Below are 14,496 nucleotides of genomic sequence, written 5' to 3'. Positions count from 1 at the left end.
TCGTCCTGAGCCAGGATCAAACTCTCCAACAAAACCCTGACTTGCAACAAACAACTGGCCACAACACCCGACGGGATCGAATGCTGCAACCAAACAAACAATTTGGCACAAAACGCCAAACCGAATAGATATAGCTCGACACACTGTTGAGTTCTCAAAAGACACCCGCACTCGGGGACCGGGCCTGATGGCCGTCGCCCCGGGGCGATCAGAGTCAGCCCCGCAAGGAGGCAACTCTCTTATGTTACGTGTACCGGAGAGCAGCGTCAAGCCTTGCTCCGGGCGACCGGATCCCCACCGAGGTGGAGATCGTGGGCCTTCGCCTCCGGGCCGGATCCGCGTCCCTGACCTCTCGGCCGGTTTCGCTCTCGTCCGTCCCGTCCTGGCGACGACGAGAAAGTTACAGGACGGCCCGGAGGCGGTTCACAGGGGGGTACCTCTTCGGCGTTACTGCAGGTCAGCGGCCGATCACGCCGATCCGACCCGCACACCGGCGAGGTTGCGCTTCCCCCGCCGCACCACCAGCCAGCCGCCGTCGAGGAGGTCCCCGGCACCCGGGACCCACTCCTCGTCGACGACCTTGACGTTGTTGACGTACGCGCCGCCCTCCTTCACCGCACGGCGCGCGGCCCCCTTGCTGTCGGTCAGACCGGTGGCGACGAGCAGGTCGACGATCGTGTCGGCCGGGCCGGCGTCGGCCGTCGGCACCTCGGCGAGCGCGGCGCCGAGGGTGGCCGCGTCCAGGTCGGTGAGCTCCGCACGGCCGAACAGGGCCTGGCTCGCCGTCGTCACCTGCCTCGTCTGCTCCTCGCCGTGCACCAGTGTTGTCAGCTCGGCGGCGAGCCGTCGTTGCGCGCCACGTAGGTGCGGCTTCTCGGCGAGCTCGGTCTCCAGTGCCTCGATCTCGGCGCGGTCGAGGAAGGTGAAGAGCTTGAGGTAGGTGATCGCGTCGGCGTCGGCGACGTTCACGAAGTACTGGTACCAGGCGTACGGCGAGGTGCGGTCCGGGTCGAGCCAGACGTTGCCGCCCCCGGTGGACTTGCCGAACTTGCGGCCCTCGGAGTCGGTGACCAGCTGCAGGGTCAGCGCGTGGACGTGGTCACCGGTCACCCGGCGGACGAGGTCGACACCGCCGACGATGTTGCCCCACTGGTCGGACCCGCCGATCTGGAGCCGCACCCCGAGCTCGCGGTACAGGTGCAGGTAGTCCTGGGCCTGGAGCAGCAGGTAGCTGAACTCGGTGTAGGACATCCCGTCGCCGGCGAGGCGGCGCTTCACCGTGTCCCGCGAGATCATCGTGCTGACCGGGAAGTGCTTGCCGAGGTCGCGCAGGAACTCCAGGACCGTCTGCTGCCCGGTCCAGTCCAGGTTGTTGACGGCGACGGCGCCGGTCGGCCCGTCGTCGAAGGACACGAACCGCTCCAGCTGGCCCCGGATGAGCCCCGTCCAGTCGGCGACGGTGGAGGCGTCGTTGAGCGTCCGCTCCCCCACGTCGCGCGGGTCCCCGATCATCCCGGTCGCCCCGCCGGCGAGGATGACCGGACGGTGCCCGGCCTCCTGGAAGCGGCGCAGGGTCAGCATCGGGATCAGGTGCCCGGCGTGCAGGCTCGACGCGGTCGGGTCGAAGCCCGCATAGATCGACACCGGGTCGTCGGCGGCGAGCTCCTTCGCGAGCGCGTCGCGGTCGGTGCTCTGCGCGATCAGGCCGCGCCACTCCAGGTCGTCGAGGATGTCGGTACCCACGGTGCCCATCTTGGTCGGGCCGCCGCGGCCCGTGCACGCGGGTGCCTCAGGCGCTGCGACGACGGCGCGTCCCGGCCCGGTACGGGCTGACCGCCGGTGAGCCGTCGACCCAGTGGCGCCACGGCAGCTCGGCCGCCGCGGCGACGCCCACCCGGGGTCCGGTCCGGACGAGCTCCGGGGCGACCGGGGTACCGGCGCGCAGCCGTACCCGGGAGGCCGGGTCGGTGACGTCGGTCCCGTCGTCCGCACGGCGCAGCCCGAGGAGCGCGGCGAGGCGCGCGGGTCCGCGGGCCAGGTCCGCGTCGCGACGGGCGGTGGGCCGGCGTTCCCGGGCCACCCCCGGGTCGGTGAGCAGCTCGCCGGCGCGCAGCAGCACCGCCCCCGGCTCGCCGTCGGACAGGCACGAGACGTTCGCGCAGAAGTGCATGCCGTAGACGAAGTAGACGTACAGGTGCCCGGGCGGGCCGAACATCACCGCGTTGCGCGGGGTCCGGCCGCGGTAGCAGTGCGACGCGGGGTCGTCGCGGCCCCGGTAGGCCTCCACCTCGACCAGGCGCACCGCGACCGTGCCGTCGGGGGTGTCGGCCTCGAGGACGCAGCCGAGCAGGCGTCGTGCGGCGGGCAGGACGTCGACGGCCAGGGCGGACCGGTCCAGCAGACCGGCGGGGCCCGGCCGGTCGTCCCGGCCGGGCCCCGCCGTGTGGTCGTCCACGGTCAACGGCGCGCGAGCGCCAGCTGCACGCAGGTCACGACACCGGCCATGGCCTTCTCGACCTCGTCGAGCGGGGGCAGGGTCGGGGCGAGACGGATGGTCGCGTCCTGCGGGTCCTTGCCGTAGGGGTGCGTCGCACCGGCCGGGGTCAGGACGACGCCCGCCTCCTTCGCCAGCCGCACGACCTCCGAGGCGAGGCCGTCCGGGACGGTCAGGCTCACGAAGTAGCCACCCCGGGGCTTGGTCCAGGACACGCCCTCGACGTCGGAGAACGCCTCGGTCAGCAGCCGGTCGACCGCGGCGAACTTCGGCGCGATCAGCTCGCGGTGCGCGGCCATGTGCGCCCGCAGGCCGGCGGCGTCCTTGAGGAACAGGGCGTGCCGCAGGTGGTTGACCTTGTCCGGGCCGATCGTCTTCTTCGACGCCAGCTTCAGCCACCAGTCGACGTTCGCCTGCGAGGCACCGAAGAACGCGACGCCCGCACCGGCGAGGGTGATCTTCGAGGTGGACCCGAAGACGAACGGGCGGTCCGCGTTGCCCGCCTCGGCGGCCAGGGTGAGGACGTCGGCGATCTCGACCTCCTCGGTGGTCAGGTGGTGCACCGCGTAGGCGTTGTCCCACATGATCCGGAAGTCCGGGGCGGCGGTCGGCATGGTCGCCAGCCGGCGCACGACCTCGTCGGAGTAGACGGCCCCGTCGGGGTTCGAGTACTTCGGCACGCACCAGATGCCCTTGATCGACGGGTCCTCGGCGACGAGCCGCTCGACCTCGTCCATGTCGGGGCCGTCCGCGGTCATCGGGACGGTGACGAGGTCGATCCCGAGCCGCTCGCACACGCCGTAGTGGCGGTCGTAGCCGGGGACCGGGGCGATGAACGCGACCCGGCCGGCGTCGACCCAGCGGGTCGGGGCGCCGGGCAGCGCGGTCAGCAGGGCGTGCACGAGCGTGTCGTGCATCAGCTCCAGGCTGGAGTTGTTCGAGGCCACCAGCTGCCCGACCGGGACCTGCAGCGACGGTGCGAAGATCTCCCGCAGCTCGGGCAGCCCCTGGCCGCCGCCGTAGTTGCGGGTGTCGGTGCCGTCGGCCGCGCGGAACCGTCCCGCGCCCGGCAGGCCGAGCAGCTCGTGGGACAGGTCCAGCTGCTGCGCGGACGGCTTGCCCCGCGTCAGGTCGAGCTTCAGGCCGGCGGCCTTGAGCTCCTCGTAGGCTGCGGCAGGGTCGGTCATGCGGTTCCTCCGGTGAACTCTCGCGCTGCTGCGACCGCGGTACGCAGGTCGGTGAGCTGCTCGGCGACCCGGTCGCCGGCCGTCCCACCGCGCGCGTTCCGCGACGCGATGGAGCCTTCCACGGTCAGTACGTCGCGGACACTCGGGTCCAGTGCCGGGTGCACGGCGGCCAGCTCGGCGTCGGTCAGGTCCTCGAGCCCGACGCCGCGGGCCTCGGCGGCGCGGACGCAGCCGCCCGCGGCCTCGTGTGCGACGCGGAACGGGACGCCCTGCCGGACGAGCCACTCCGCGACGTCGGTGGCGAGGGTGAACCCGGCCGGGGCGAGCTCGGCGAGCCGCTCGGTGTGGAAGGTCAGGGTGGCCACCATCCCGGCGACCGCGGGGAGCAGGAGCTCCAGCTGCGCGACCGAGTCGAACAGCGGCTCCTTGTCCTCCTGCAGGTCCCGGTTGTAGGCCAGCGGGAGCCCCTTGAGGGTGGTCATGAGCCCGGCGAGGTTGCCGACGAGCCGACCGGACTTGCCGCGGGCCAGCTCGGCGACGTCGGGGTTCTTCTTCTGCGGCATGATCGAGCTGCCGGTGGAGAACGCGTCGTCGAGGGTGACGTAGCCGAACTCGGCCGTCGCCCAGAGGATGATCTCCTCCGACAGCCGCGACAGGTCGACCCCGATCATCGCGAGGACGAACGCGGCCTCGGCGGCGAAGTCCCGCGAGGCGGTCCCGTCGATCGAGTTGGCCGAGGACCCGGTGAAGCCGAGCTCGGCGGCGACGGCCTCCGGGTCGAGCCCGAGCGAGGACCCGGCGAGCGCACCGGAGCCGTAGGGCGACCAGGCGCTGCGCCGGTCCCAGTCGGCGAGCCGGTCGACGTCGCGCAGCAGGGCCTGGGCGTGCGCGGCCAGCTGGTGGCCGAGCAGCACCGGCTGGGCGTGCTGCAGGTGGGTGCGGCCGGGCATGGGTGCGCCGGGGTGGGCCTGCGCCTGGGCGACGAGGGCGTCGACGACGTCGAGCACGCCGGACCCGACCCGTCGCGTGGCGTCGCGCAGCCACATCCGGAACTGGGTGGCGACCTGGTCGTTGCGCGAGCGACCGGCCCGCAGCTTGCCGCCCAGGTCGGCGCCGGCCCGCTCGATGAGGCCGCGCTCCAGTGCGGTGTGCACGTCCTCGTCGCCCGGGTCGGGCCCGAAGGCACCGGAGGCGACGTCGGCCGCGAGCTCGTCGAGCGCCTTGTGCATGCCGGACAGCTCCTCGTCGGTCAGCAGACCGGCGTGGTGCAGGACCCGGGCGTGCGCCTTCGAGCCGCGGATGTCGTAGGGGGCCAGCGCCCAGTCGAAGTGGGTGGACTTCGACAGGGCCGCGAGCGCGTCGGCCGGACCGGACGCGAACCGGCCACCCCACAGCGCTCCGCCGCCCGCGACCGCGCCCCGGTGGGGGTCCGTCATGTCAGGTCTCCTTCTCGCTGGTCATGCGTCCCGGCGACGGCGTGGACGCCCCGGGACAGGTCCTGCAGCCGCTCCGCGAGCTGCGCCCCGGTGAGGGGTTCGCGGGCGACGACGATGACCGTGTCGTCGCCGGCGATGGTGCCGACGACGTCGTGCAGAGCGGCCCGGTCCAGGGCGCTCGCCAGGTAGTGCGCCGCGCCCGGCGGTGTCCGCAGGACGGCCAGGTTCCCACTCGCGTCCGCGGACACGAGCAGCTCCCCCAGCAACCGCGCCACCCGGCCGGTGCCGCCCTCGACGCCGCGCACCGGGCTGCCGTCCTCCGGGATGCGGTACACGGGCTGCCCGCCGTCGACGCCGCGGAGCTTGACCGCCCCCAGCTCGTCCAGGTCCCGGGACAGGGTGGCCTGGGTGGTCTCGATGCCGTGCCGCTGGTGCAGCAGCCCGATGATCTCGACCTGGCTGCTCAGCTCGTGGTTCCAGATCACGTCGATGACGGCCGCCTGCCGTCGGGCCCGGTTGACCGGGTTCCTGCGGTCGCGGTCGGTCTCACCCATGCCGCAGGAGCCAGGTGAGCAGCGCCTTCTGCGCGTGCAGCCGGTTCTCGGCCTCGTCCCAGACCGCGCTGGCCGGGCCGTCGAGGACCTCGTCGGTGATCTCGTCACCGCGGTGGGCCGGCAGGCAGTGCAGCACGATCGCCCCCGGCGCGGCGCGCTCCAGCAGGGTGGTGTTGACCTGGTGCGGGCGGAACGGGGCGACCCGGTCCAGCCCGTCCTCCTCCTGGCCCATCGACGTCCAGGTGTCGGTGACGACGACCTGGGCGCCCTCGACGGCGGCGAGCGGGTCCGCGACGAGCGCGACCGAGCCCCCGGTCTGCTCGGCGCGGGCCTTCGCGTCGCGCAGCACGTCGTCGTCGGGGGTGAACCCGGCGGGCGCGGCGATCCGCACGTGCAGCCCGGCGGTGGCCCCGCCGAGCAGCAGCGAGTGGGCGATGTTGTTCGCGCCGTCGCCGAGGTAGGTCAGCGTGAGCCCGGCGAGGCGGCCGAACCGCTCCCGCACGGTCTGCAGGTCCGCCAGGACCTGGCACGGGTGGAACATGTCGGTCAGCGCGTTGACCACCGGAACGGTCGCAGCTGCGGCCATCTCCTCGATCCGCTCCTGGCCGCTGGTGCGCCACACGACCGCGTCGACGTAGCGCGACAGCACCCGGGAGGTGTCGGAGATGGTCTCCCCGCGCCCGAGCTGGCTGGTGGTGCCGTCGAGGATGATCGCGGTACCACCGAGCTGGGTGATCCCGGCCTCGAAGGACACCCGGGTGCGGGTGGAGGACTTGTCGAACACGACCCCCACCGCGCGCGGCCCGGCCAGCGGGCGCTCGGCGAACGGGTCGGCCTTGAGCCGGTCGGCGAGGTCGAGGACCTCGGCCTGCTCGGCCGGGGTCAGGTCGTCGTCGCGGAGCAGGTGGCGGACCATCAGCTCCGCTGCCCCTCGTGCCGGGCCACGGCGGCGTCGAGGACCGCCGGGAAGGCGGTCAGGAACTCCTCGGCCTCGTCGTCGGTCAGGGTCAGGGCCGGGGCCAGCCGGAGCCGCTCCGGGGTGGCGTTGTTGACCAGGATCCCGGCGTCGCGGGCGGCCGCGGCGGCCTGCGCGGCGACCGGCGCGGTCAGGCCGACGCCGATGTGCAGGCCGGCGCCGGAGACGTCGCCGACCAGGGGGTGGCCGAGACCCTCGATCCGGCTGCGGATCTCCTTGCCCAGCCGGTCGACGTGGCCGAGCAGCCCCTCGGCCGCGACCGTGTCGAGGACGGCGAGCGCCGCGGCGCACGACACCGGGTTACCGCCGAAGGTGGTGCCGTGCTGACCGGGCTCGAGCAGGGCGGCGGCGTCGCCGAACCCGATGCAGGCCCCGATCGGGAGACCGCCGCCGAGGCCCTTGGCCAGGGTGACGACGTCGGGGACGATGCCGTGTGCCTGGTGGGCGAACCAGTAGCCGGTGCGGCCGATCCCGGTCTGCACCTCGTCGAGGACGAGCAGTGCGCCGCGCTCGGCGGTGATCCGCCGGGCCTGCGCCAGGTACCCCTCGGGCGGCACGATCACGCCTGCCTCGCCGAGGATCGGCTCCAGGAACACCGCGGCGGTCCGCTCGGTGACGGCGGCGTCGAGTGCGGCGACGTCACCGAACGGGATGTGGGTGACCCCGGCGGGCATCGGCTCGAACGGGGCCCGCTTGGCGGGCTGCCCGGTCAGCGCGAGCGCGCCCATCGTGCGGCCGTGGAACGCGCCCTCGCAGGCGATGATCTCCGGCCGGCCGGTCCGGCGGGCGATCTTGAAGGCGGCCTCGTTGGCCTCGGTGCCGGAGTTGCAGAGCAGGGTGCGGGCGTCGTCACGGCCGAGCAGGGCCTGCAGCCGCTCGGCGAGCTGCAGCGCGGGCTCGGTGATGAAGAAGTTCGAGGTGTGGCCCAGGGTGCGGACCTGCCCCGACACCGCCTCGACGACGGCCGGGTGCGCGTGGCCGAGCGCGTTGACCGCGATGCCCGAGTACAGGTCGAGGAAGCGGCGCCCCTGCGCGTCCCACACCCGGGCGCCCTCCCCGCGGACCAGGGTGAGCGGCGGGGTGCCGTAGTTGTCCATCAGTGCGGCCTGCCACCGCTGCGCGTGTGTGGTCATGTCGTTCCCCCAGCTGTGGCGTCCGGCAGCACCATGGTGCCGACACCCTCGTGCGTGAACACCTCGAGCAGGACCGAGTGCGGCACCCGCCCGTCGATCACGTGGGCCTGACCGACGCCCGACCGCACGGCGCGCAGGCAGGCCTCCATCTTCGGGGCCATGCCGCTCTCCAGGCGGGGCAGCATCGGCTCGAGCTGGTCCGCGGTCAGCGAGGTGATGATCGACTCCGGGTCGGGGTAGTTCGCGTAGAGACCCTCGACGTCGGTGAGCACCACGAGCTTCGCGGCGTCCAGCGCGCCGGCGAGCGCCGCGGCGGCGCTGTCGGCGTTGATGTTGTGGACCTGGCCGTCGGCGTCCGGCGCGATTCCGGCGACGACCGGGATGCGACCCGCGGCGATGATGTCCAGCACCGCCTCCGGGTTGACCTTCGTGACGTCACCGACCAGGCCGATGTCGACGGGCTCACCGCCGACCAGCGCGGTGCGCTTCTCGGCCGTGAACAGGCCCGCGTCCTCCCCGGACAGGCCGACGGCGAGCGGCCCGTGGGCGTTGATCAGCCCGACGAGCTCGCGCCCGACCTGGCCGAACAGCACCATCCGGACGATCTCCATCGTCTCCGGCGTGGTGACGCGCAGGCCGCCGCGGAACTCGCCCGGCATCCCGAGCCGCTTCAGCATCGCCGAGATCTGCGGCCCGCCGCCGTGCACGACGACCGGGTGGATGCCCGCGAGCCGCAGGAACACCATGTCCCGGGCGAAGGCCTGCTTCAGCTCCTCGTCGATCATGGCGTTGCCGCCGTACTTGACGACGACGATCCGGCCGTGGAAGCGCTGCAGCCAGGGCAGCGCCTCGGCGAGCACGCCGGCCTTCTCCCCCGCCCGCTTCAGCCGGGCCGGGGTCTCCGGGGACGGCGCGATCTGCGGCTGCGGCAGCGCGTCCGGGGCGACCGGCTCAGGAGGAGTAGGCACTGTTCTCCTCCACGTAGGCGTGCGACAGGTCGGTGGTCCGGATCTCGGCGGTGTACCCCTCGGCCCCGCCGGACAGGCCCAGCTCGACCTCGATCAGCACGTCCTTCCCGGACAGGTCGCAGTCGGCCCGGTCCCCGGCGACGACGGCGCCCTTGCACAGCAGCACGCCGTTGATCGTGACGTCGAGGCGCTCGGGGTCGATCTCGGCGTCGGCGTACCCGGCGGAGGCGGCGACCCGGCCCCAGTTGGGGTCGGACCCGAACATCGCGGTCTTGACCAGGGAGTCGCGGGCGATCGTGCGGGCGACGGTGACCGCGTCGTCCTCGGAGGCGGCGCCGGTGACCCGCACGGTGATCCGCTTGGTGACACCCTCGGCGTCGGCCTGCATCTGCTCGGCGAGGTCGCGGCACACGCGGGTGAGCGCGGCGGTGAACACCGCCGGGTCGGCCTCGACGCCGGACGCGCCGGAGGCCAGCACCAGCACGGTGTCGTTGGTGGACATCGAGCCGTCGACGTCGAGCCGGTCGAAGCTGTAGCGGACCGCCTCGCGCAGCGCGGCGTCGAGCGTCGCCCGGTCGAGGACGGCGTCGGTGGTGAGCACACTGAGCATGGTCGCCATCGACGGGGCGATCATCCCGGCGCCCTTGGTGGTGCCCCCGACGGTCCAGCCCGCCGGGTCGGTGACCGCGGACTCCTTCGGGACGGTGTCGGTCGTCATGATCGCGGCGGCGGCGGCGGACCCGGCCTCGGGCCCGGACGCCAGCTCCGCGGCGGCCGACCGGACCCCGGCGAGCACGGTCTCCCGCGGGAGCTGCTCACCGATCAGGCCGGTCGAGCACACGGCGACGTCGATCGCGCCGCAGCCGACCACCTCGGCGACCTGCTCCGCGGTGGCGTGCGCGACCTGGAACCCCTCGGCGCCGGTGCAGGCGTTCGCCCCGCCGGAGTTGAGGACGACCGCGCGCAGCGAGCCGGTGGTCAGCACCTGCTGGGACCACAGGACGGGTGCGGCCTTGACCTTGTTGCGGGTGAAGACCCCCGCGGCCTCGGTGCGCGGGCCGTCGTTGACGACGAGCGCCAGGTCGGCCTTCCCGGACTTCTTGATCCCGGCGGCGATCCCGGCGGCCCGGAAGCCCTGGGCTGCGGTCACGCTCACGGCGCCACTCCCGTCGTCGGCAGGCCGGTGGTCTCGGGCAGACCGAGGGCCAGATTCATGCACTGGACGGCGCCGCCCGCGGTGCCCTTGGTGAGGTTGTCGATCGCGGAGACGACGACCAGCCGGGCGGCGTCGACGTCGACGGTGACCTGCAGCGCGACCATGTTGGAGCCGAGGGTCTGCGCCGTGGTGGGCCACCGGCCCTCGGGCAGCAGCCGCACGAACGGCTCGTCGGCGTAGGCCTTCTCGTAGACCGCCCGGACCGCCTCGGCGTCGGTCGCCGGGTCGGCCAGCGGGGCGGAGCAGGAGGCGAGGATGCCGCGCGGCAGCGGCGCGAGCACCGGGGTGAAGCTCACCGACACGGGCGAGCCGAGCGCGGTGGACAGGTTCTGCGAGATCTCCGGGGTGTGCCGGTGCACGCCGCCGACCCCGTACGCCGACAGCGACCCCATGACCTCCGCGCCCAGCAGGTGCGGCTTGAGCGACTTGCCCGCGCCGGAGGTGCCGGTGACCGCGGTGATCACGACCTCGGGGGCGACCAGGCCGGCGACCAGGGCCGGGACCAGCGCCAGGCTGGTGCCGGTCGGGTAGCAGCCCGGCACCGCGACGCGACGGGTGCCGGTCAGCGCGGCCCGGGCGCCGGGCAGCTCGGGCAGCCCGTAGGGCCAGTGCCCGGCGTGCTCGCCGCCGTACCAGCGGTCCCAGGCGGCCGGATCGGTGAGGCGGTGGTCCGCCCCGCAGTCCACGACGAGCGTGTCCGGCCCCAGCTGCGCCGCGAGCTCGGCGGACTTCCCGTGCGGCAGGGCGAGGAACACCGCGTCGTGTCCGGCGAGGTTGTCCGCCGTGCTCTCGCCCAGGACGCGGTCCGCGAGCGGGGTCAGGTGCGGCTGGTGCTCGCCCAGACGCGTCCCCGCGTTCCCGCCGGCCGTGAGGGCGCCGATCTCCACCTCGGGATGCGCGAGCAGCAGCCGGAGGAGCTCTCCCCCGGCGTAGCCACTGGCTCCCGCCACTGCGATGCGTACCACGTGGATGAGTATGCACGGTCACGGAAAGCCATGCAATCGGGATTCGCGATCGCGACCGGGCGGTGCGGAACCGGGCCCGGCCGCCGTGTGCGACGCCTAGTTTCCCGCGGGTGCGGCGACGGGTGACACGCGGGGTGGGACCGGGCGCGGGCGCGCCCGCACGGGGACGGTCGGTGGCAGCCACGGCGGCGGTCGCGGCGGTGCTCGCGGGCCTGCTCGGCGGGTGCGCGTCGACCGTGTCCGGGACGCCGTGGCCCACGGGACAGGGGCCGGCGCTGTCGTCGTCCGGGGCGGCGCCGGTGGAGCCCACGCGGCGGCCGCCGACGTCGTTCACGGTGCCGGGGCCGCTGTCGAACGGGCCGCTCGCCGCCCCGACCAGCGACGGCCGTCCGACGACGACGGTCCCGCCCGTGCCAGTGCCGCCCTCGCCCGGGACGCCGGTCCCGCACGATCCCCCCGACGGCGGGGCCGGCGTCGCGCGCACGGTGCCGCCGGTGCCGGTCGGGGACGGTGCGTCCCGCGTCCCGGACGGCCGGGCCCGGCCCGCCCCGGGTGCGGCGCGCGCGACGGCCCGGCCCGCCGCACCGGCCGCCCCGGCCCCGCTGACCTCGGACGTCGTGGCCGACGAGTGCCTGCTCGACCGCGCCGCGCTGACCGGGCTGCTGGGCGGCCCGCCGGTCGCGCCGGCGACGAACGCCGTGGTCACCCGCACCGACGGCACCCGCACCCGGGCCTGCTTCGCGCTCGCCGACGGCGTGACGGTGTCGGTGAACGTGTACACGACGAACCGGGGCACGCCCGCCGGCTACGTCGCCGGCGCACGGCACGGCAGTACGGTGACCGGGCTCCCGGCGGGGACCTCGGCGACCGTGCTCGACACCGTCGCCGGGCCGACCCTGCAGCTGGCCACCGCTCGGTACCTCGTGACGGTGGCGGTCGCGGGACGGACCCCGTCCCGCGACCGGTGGCGGGCCGCCGCGGTGGCCGCCGTCGCGGCGGCCCCGCGCTGAGCAGGCCGGGGCCCGGCGCGGGCCCGCCACGGGCCGGGGGTCAGCGCAGCGCGGCTCCGTGCCGGGCCGTGGCCTCGGCGACCGCCGCGTCCCGCGCGGCGTTCGCCTCCTCGCTGGTCAGCGTGCGGTCCGCGGCGCGCAGGCGCAGCGAGAACGCCAGCGAGCGGCGCTCCTGTCCGACCTGGTCGCCGGTGTAGACGTCGAACAGCCGCACCGACTCCAGCAGCTCCCCCGCCCCCGCGGTGAGCGCGTCGGCGAGGTCCGCGGCCGGGACCGCCTCGTCGGCGACCAGCGCGACGTCCACGGCGACCGGCGGGAACGCCGACACCCGCGGCACGGGCAGGTTCTCCCGCAGCGGGACCGCGTCGAGGTCGATCTCGGCCGCGGCGGTGCGGGCCGGCAGCCCCAGCGCCTCGACGACCTTGGGGTGCAGCTCCCCGGCGTACCCGACGACGGTGTCGGTGCCCGCGACGACGAGCTCCGCGCACCGGCCCGGGTGCCACGGCGCCCGCTCGGCGCGGCGCGGCCGCAGCTCCACCCCGGCGGCCGCACCGGTCAGCCGGGCCGCCTCGACGGCGTCGGACCAGGCCGCGGGACGGCCGCGGCCCCACCAGCCGCGCGGCTCGCGGTTCCCGGCGAGGACGACCCCGACGTGCACGGGCTGGTCGGGCAGCGCGGCGCGCAGCGCGGCGTACTCGGCGTCGGACGGGCGGCCGGTGACGGCCGGGTCGGGCATCGCCGGGGTGGTCTCCCCCGGCTGCACGACCTGCGCGATCGCGTACAGCGCGAGGTCCTCGGCGCCGCGGGAACGGTTGCGCACCAGCATGTCCAGCAGGCCGGGGAGCAGGGTCGTCGTGAGCCGGGACCGCTCGGCGTCGAGCGGGTTGGTGACGGCGACGGTGCGGCGGCGCCCGTCGTCGGCGGGCAGGCCCAGGTCGTCCCAGACGGTGTCGGAGACGAACGGGAACGGCAGCACCTCGACGTGGCCGGCCTCGGCCAGGGCCCGGGACACCGCACGGCGGCGCTGCTGGGCGGCGGACAGGCCGCGCCCGGCCGGGGCGGTGGGCAGCACCGAGGGGATGGCGTCGTAGCCCTCCAGGCGTAGCACCTCCTCCACCAGGTCGGCGGCCATGGTGAGGTCGGGGCGCCAGGTCGGCGGGGTCGCGACGACGACCCCCTCGCCACCGGCACCGGTGTCCAGCGCGACGGCGCAGCCGACCTGGGTCAGGCGGCGCACGGTGGCCCCGCGCGGGTAGTCGACGCCGGCGACGCGGTCGGGCATCGACAGCGGCATCCGCACGCTCGCGACGGCGGGGACCCCACCGGCGTCGGTGCGGCCGTCGGCGAGGGTCCCGCCGCCGAGCTCGACGAGCAGCTGCGCGGCGCGCTCGGCCGCGACCGGCGGCAGCGCCGGGTCCACGACCCGCTCGAACCGCTTGGACGCCTCGCTGGGCAGCTTGTGCCGGCGCGCGGCGCGTGCGATCACCGGCGGCGAGAAGTGCGCGGCCTCCAGCAGCACGTCGACCCGGGCGCCGTCGGCGAGGTCCTCCGGCGCGGGGATCTCGGTGGACGCGCCGCCCATGACACCGGCGAGCCCGATCGGGCCGGAGTCGTCGGTGATGAGCAGGTCGTCGGTGTCCAGCGCACGGGTGTGGCCGTCGAGGGTCTGCAGTTTCTCCCCCGTCGTCGCGCGGCGGACCTCGATGGCGCCGGTCAGGCGGGTCGCGTCGTAGGCGTGCAGCGGCTGGCCGAGGTCGAGCATCACGAAGTTGGTGACGTCGACGATCAGCGAGATCGGCCGCATCCCGGCCGAGAGCAGCGCACGCTGCATCCACCAGGGGCTGGGCGCGGCCGGGTCGACGCCGTCCACCCGGCGGGCGACGAACCGCGGGCAGGCGTCGGTGTCGGCGAGCCGCACCGGCCAGGCGTCGCCGGTGGTGTCCGGGATGGCGACCCGGGTGACCGGGTCGGTGTAGTCGGCGTCGAGGGAGGTCGCGAGCTCGCGGGCGAGACCGCGGACGGCGAAGCAGTAGCCACGGTCCGGGGTGACGGCGAGCTCGACGACGGGCTCGGACAGGCCGAGGACATCGAGGGCGTCGTCGCCGGGCTCGGCGGTGCCGGGCGGCAGCACGAGGATGCCGCCGCTCTCGGCGCCGAGGCCGAGCTCCTTCGCCGAGGCGATCATGCCGTCGGAGACCTTGCCGTAGGTCGTGCGCTGGGCGATCGCGAAGTCGCCGGGCAGCACCGCGCCCGGCTCGGTGACGACGACGAGGTCGCCGACGGCGAAGTTGCGGGCGCCGCAGACGACGTAGCGGTGACGGTCGCCCTCGAAGCCCACCCGGCAGTACCGGATCGGCTTCTTGAACTCGGTGAGCTCCTCGATCTCCTGCACCCGGGCGATCGTGACCGGTCCGGTGACCGCGGGGGCCGGGTGGATCTCCTCGACCTCCAGGCCGACGCGGACGAAGGCGTCGCCGATCGCCTCGGGACCGGCGGGCAGCGCCGCCGGGTCGATGTGCCGGGCGAGCCAGGACGCGGACACTCGCACTGCTCAGAA

At 74.6% G+C, this 14,496-nt stretch carries 12 protein-coding genes; 1 reads left to right on the top strand and 11 read right to left on the bottom strand.

What is annotated here, in order from left to right; genetic code table 11:
• Nucleotides 1-468: 468 nt before the first annotated feature.
• From tyrS to argC, 10 genes are read right to left on the bottom strand one after another with little or no spacing between them, the layout of a single operon-like run.
• The gene (gene tyrS / locus WHI96_RS11585) at nucleotides 469-1,743 is read right to left on the bottom strand and encodes a tyrosine--tRNA ligase (protein WP_345647598.1); all 1,275 of its coding nucleotides are present in this window, start codon (nucleotides 1,741-1,743) and stop codon (nucleotides 469-471) included.
• 46 nt (nucleotides 1,744-1,789) lie between these two features.
• Nucleotides 1,790-2,398, bottom strand: a complete 609-nt coding sequence (locus WHI96_RS11580) for a DNA-3-methyladenine glycosylase (protein WP_345647609.1) — start codon at nucleotides 2,396-2,398, stop codon at nucleotides 1,790-1,792.
• Between the two features lie 59 nt (nucleotides 2,399-2,457).
• Entirely contained in the window at nucleotides 2,458-3,681 is a 1,224-nt protein-coding gene (locus WHI96_RS11575) for an aspartate aminotransferase type Ic (RefSeq protein WP_345647595.1), read from the bottom strand.
• Nucleotides 3,678-5,117 (bottom strand): argininosuccinate lyase, encoded by a 1,440-nt coding sequence (gene argH, locus WHI96_RS11570; RefSeq protein WP_345647592.1) that lies wholly within the window; start codon nucleotides 5,115-5,117, stop codon nucleotides 3,678-3,680. The genes WHI96_RS11575 and argH overlap by 4 nt, the downstream gene beginning before the upstream one ends.
• Complete coding sequence (locus WHI96_RS11565) at nucleotides 5,114-5,671, bottom strand: arginine repressor (RefSeq protein ID WP_345647589.1); 558 nt, start codon at nucleotides 5,669-5,671, stop codon at nucleotides 5,114-5,116. Before WHI96_RS11565 ends, argH begins: the two co-directional genes overlap by 4 nt.
• Nucleotides 5,664-6,587, bottom strand: coding sequence for an ornithine carbamoyltransferase (gene argF, locus WHI96_RS11560; protein WP_345647586.1), 924 nt, complete (start codon nucleotides 6,585-6,587; stop codon nucleotides 5,664-5,666). The genes WHI96_RS11565 and argF overlap by 8 nt, the downstream gene beginning before the upstream one ends.
• Nucleotides 6,587-7,780: an acetylornithine transaminase gene (locus WHI96_RS11555; protein ID WP_345647583.1), complete on the bottom strand. Its 1,194-nt coding sequence runs from the start codon at nucleotides 7,778-7,780 to the stop codon at nucleotides 6,587-6,589. The genes argF and WHI96_RS11555 overlap by 1 nt, the downstream gene beginning before the upstream one ends.
• Nucleotides 7,777-8,697 (bottom strand): acetylglutamate kinase, encoded by a 921-nt coding sequence (gene argB / locus WHI96_RS11550; protein WP_345647606.1) that lies wholly within the window; start codon nucleotides 8,695-8,697, stop codon nucleotides 7,777-7,779. The genes WHI96_RS11555 and argB overlap by 4 nt, the downstream gene beginning before the upstream one ends.
• 34 nt (nucleotides 8,698-8,731) lie before the next feature.
• Nucleotides 8,732-9,904, bottom strand: coding sequence for a bifunctional glutamate N-acetyltransferase/amino-acid acetyltransferase ArgJ (gene argJ / locus WHI96_RS11545; RefSeq protein ID WP_345647580.1), 1,173 nt, complete (start codon nucleotides 9,902-9,904; stop codon nucleotides 8,732-8,734).
• On the bottom strand, nucleotides 9,901-10,935 hold the full coding sequence (argC, locus tag WHI96_RS11540; RefSeq protein ID WP_345647604.1) for an N-acetyl-gamma-glutamyl-phosphate reductase: 1,035 nt from the start codon (nucleotides 10,933-10,935) through the stop codon (nucleotides 9,901-9,903). Before argC ends, argJ begins: the two co-directional genes overlap by 4 nt.
• A gap of 167 nt (nucleotides 10,936-11,102) precedes the next feature.
• Here argC and WHI96_RS11535 point away from each other — a divergent pair, with 167 nt between their 5' ends.
• Nucleotides 11,103-11,939, top strand: coding sequence for a hypothetical protein (locus tag WHI96_RS11535; RefSeq protein WP_345647577.1), 837 nt, complete (start codon nucleotides 11,103-11,105; stop codon nucleotides 11,937-11,939).
• A 40-nt stretch (nucleotides 11,940-11,979) separates the two neighbouring features.
• Here WHI96_RS11535 and pheT read toward each other — a convergent pair whose 3' ends face one another.
• Nucleotides 11,980-14,487, bottom strand: a complete 2,508-nt coding sequence (gene pheT, locus WHI96_RS11530) for a phenylalanine--tRNA ligase subunit beta (protein WP_345647574.1) — start codon at nucleotides 14,485-14,487, stop codon at nucleotides 11,980-11,982.
• Nucleotides 14,488-14,496 lie beyond the last annotated feature (9 nt).

The sequence above is a fragment of the Pseudonocardia tropica genome, assembly GCF_040105315.1.
Classification (GTDB): Bacteria; Actinomycetota; Actinomycetes; order Mycobacteriales; family Pseudonocardiaceae; genus Pseudonocardia; species Pseudonocardia alni.
Note: the sequence above shows the minus strand (reverse complement) of the source record. Positions and strands in the feature narration are given on the sequence as shown.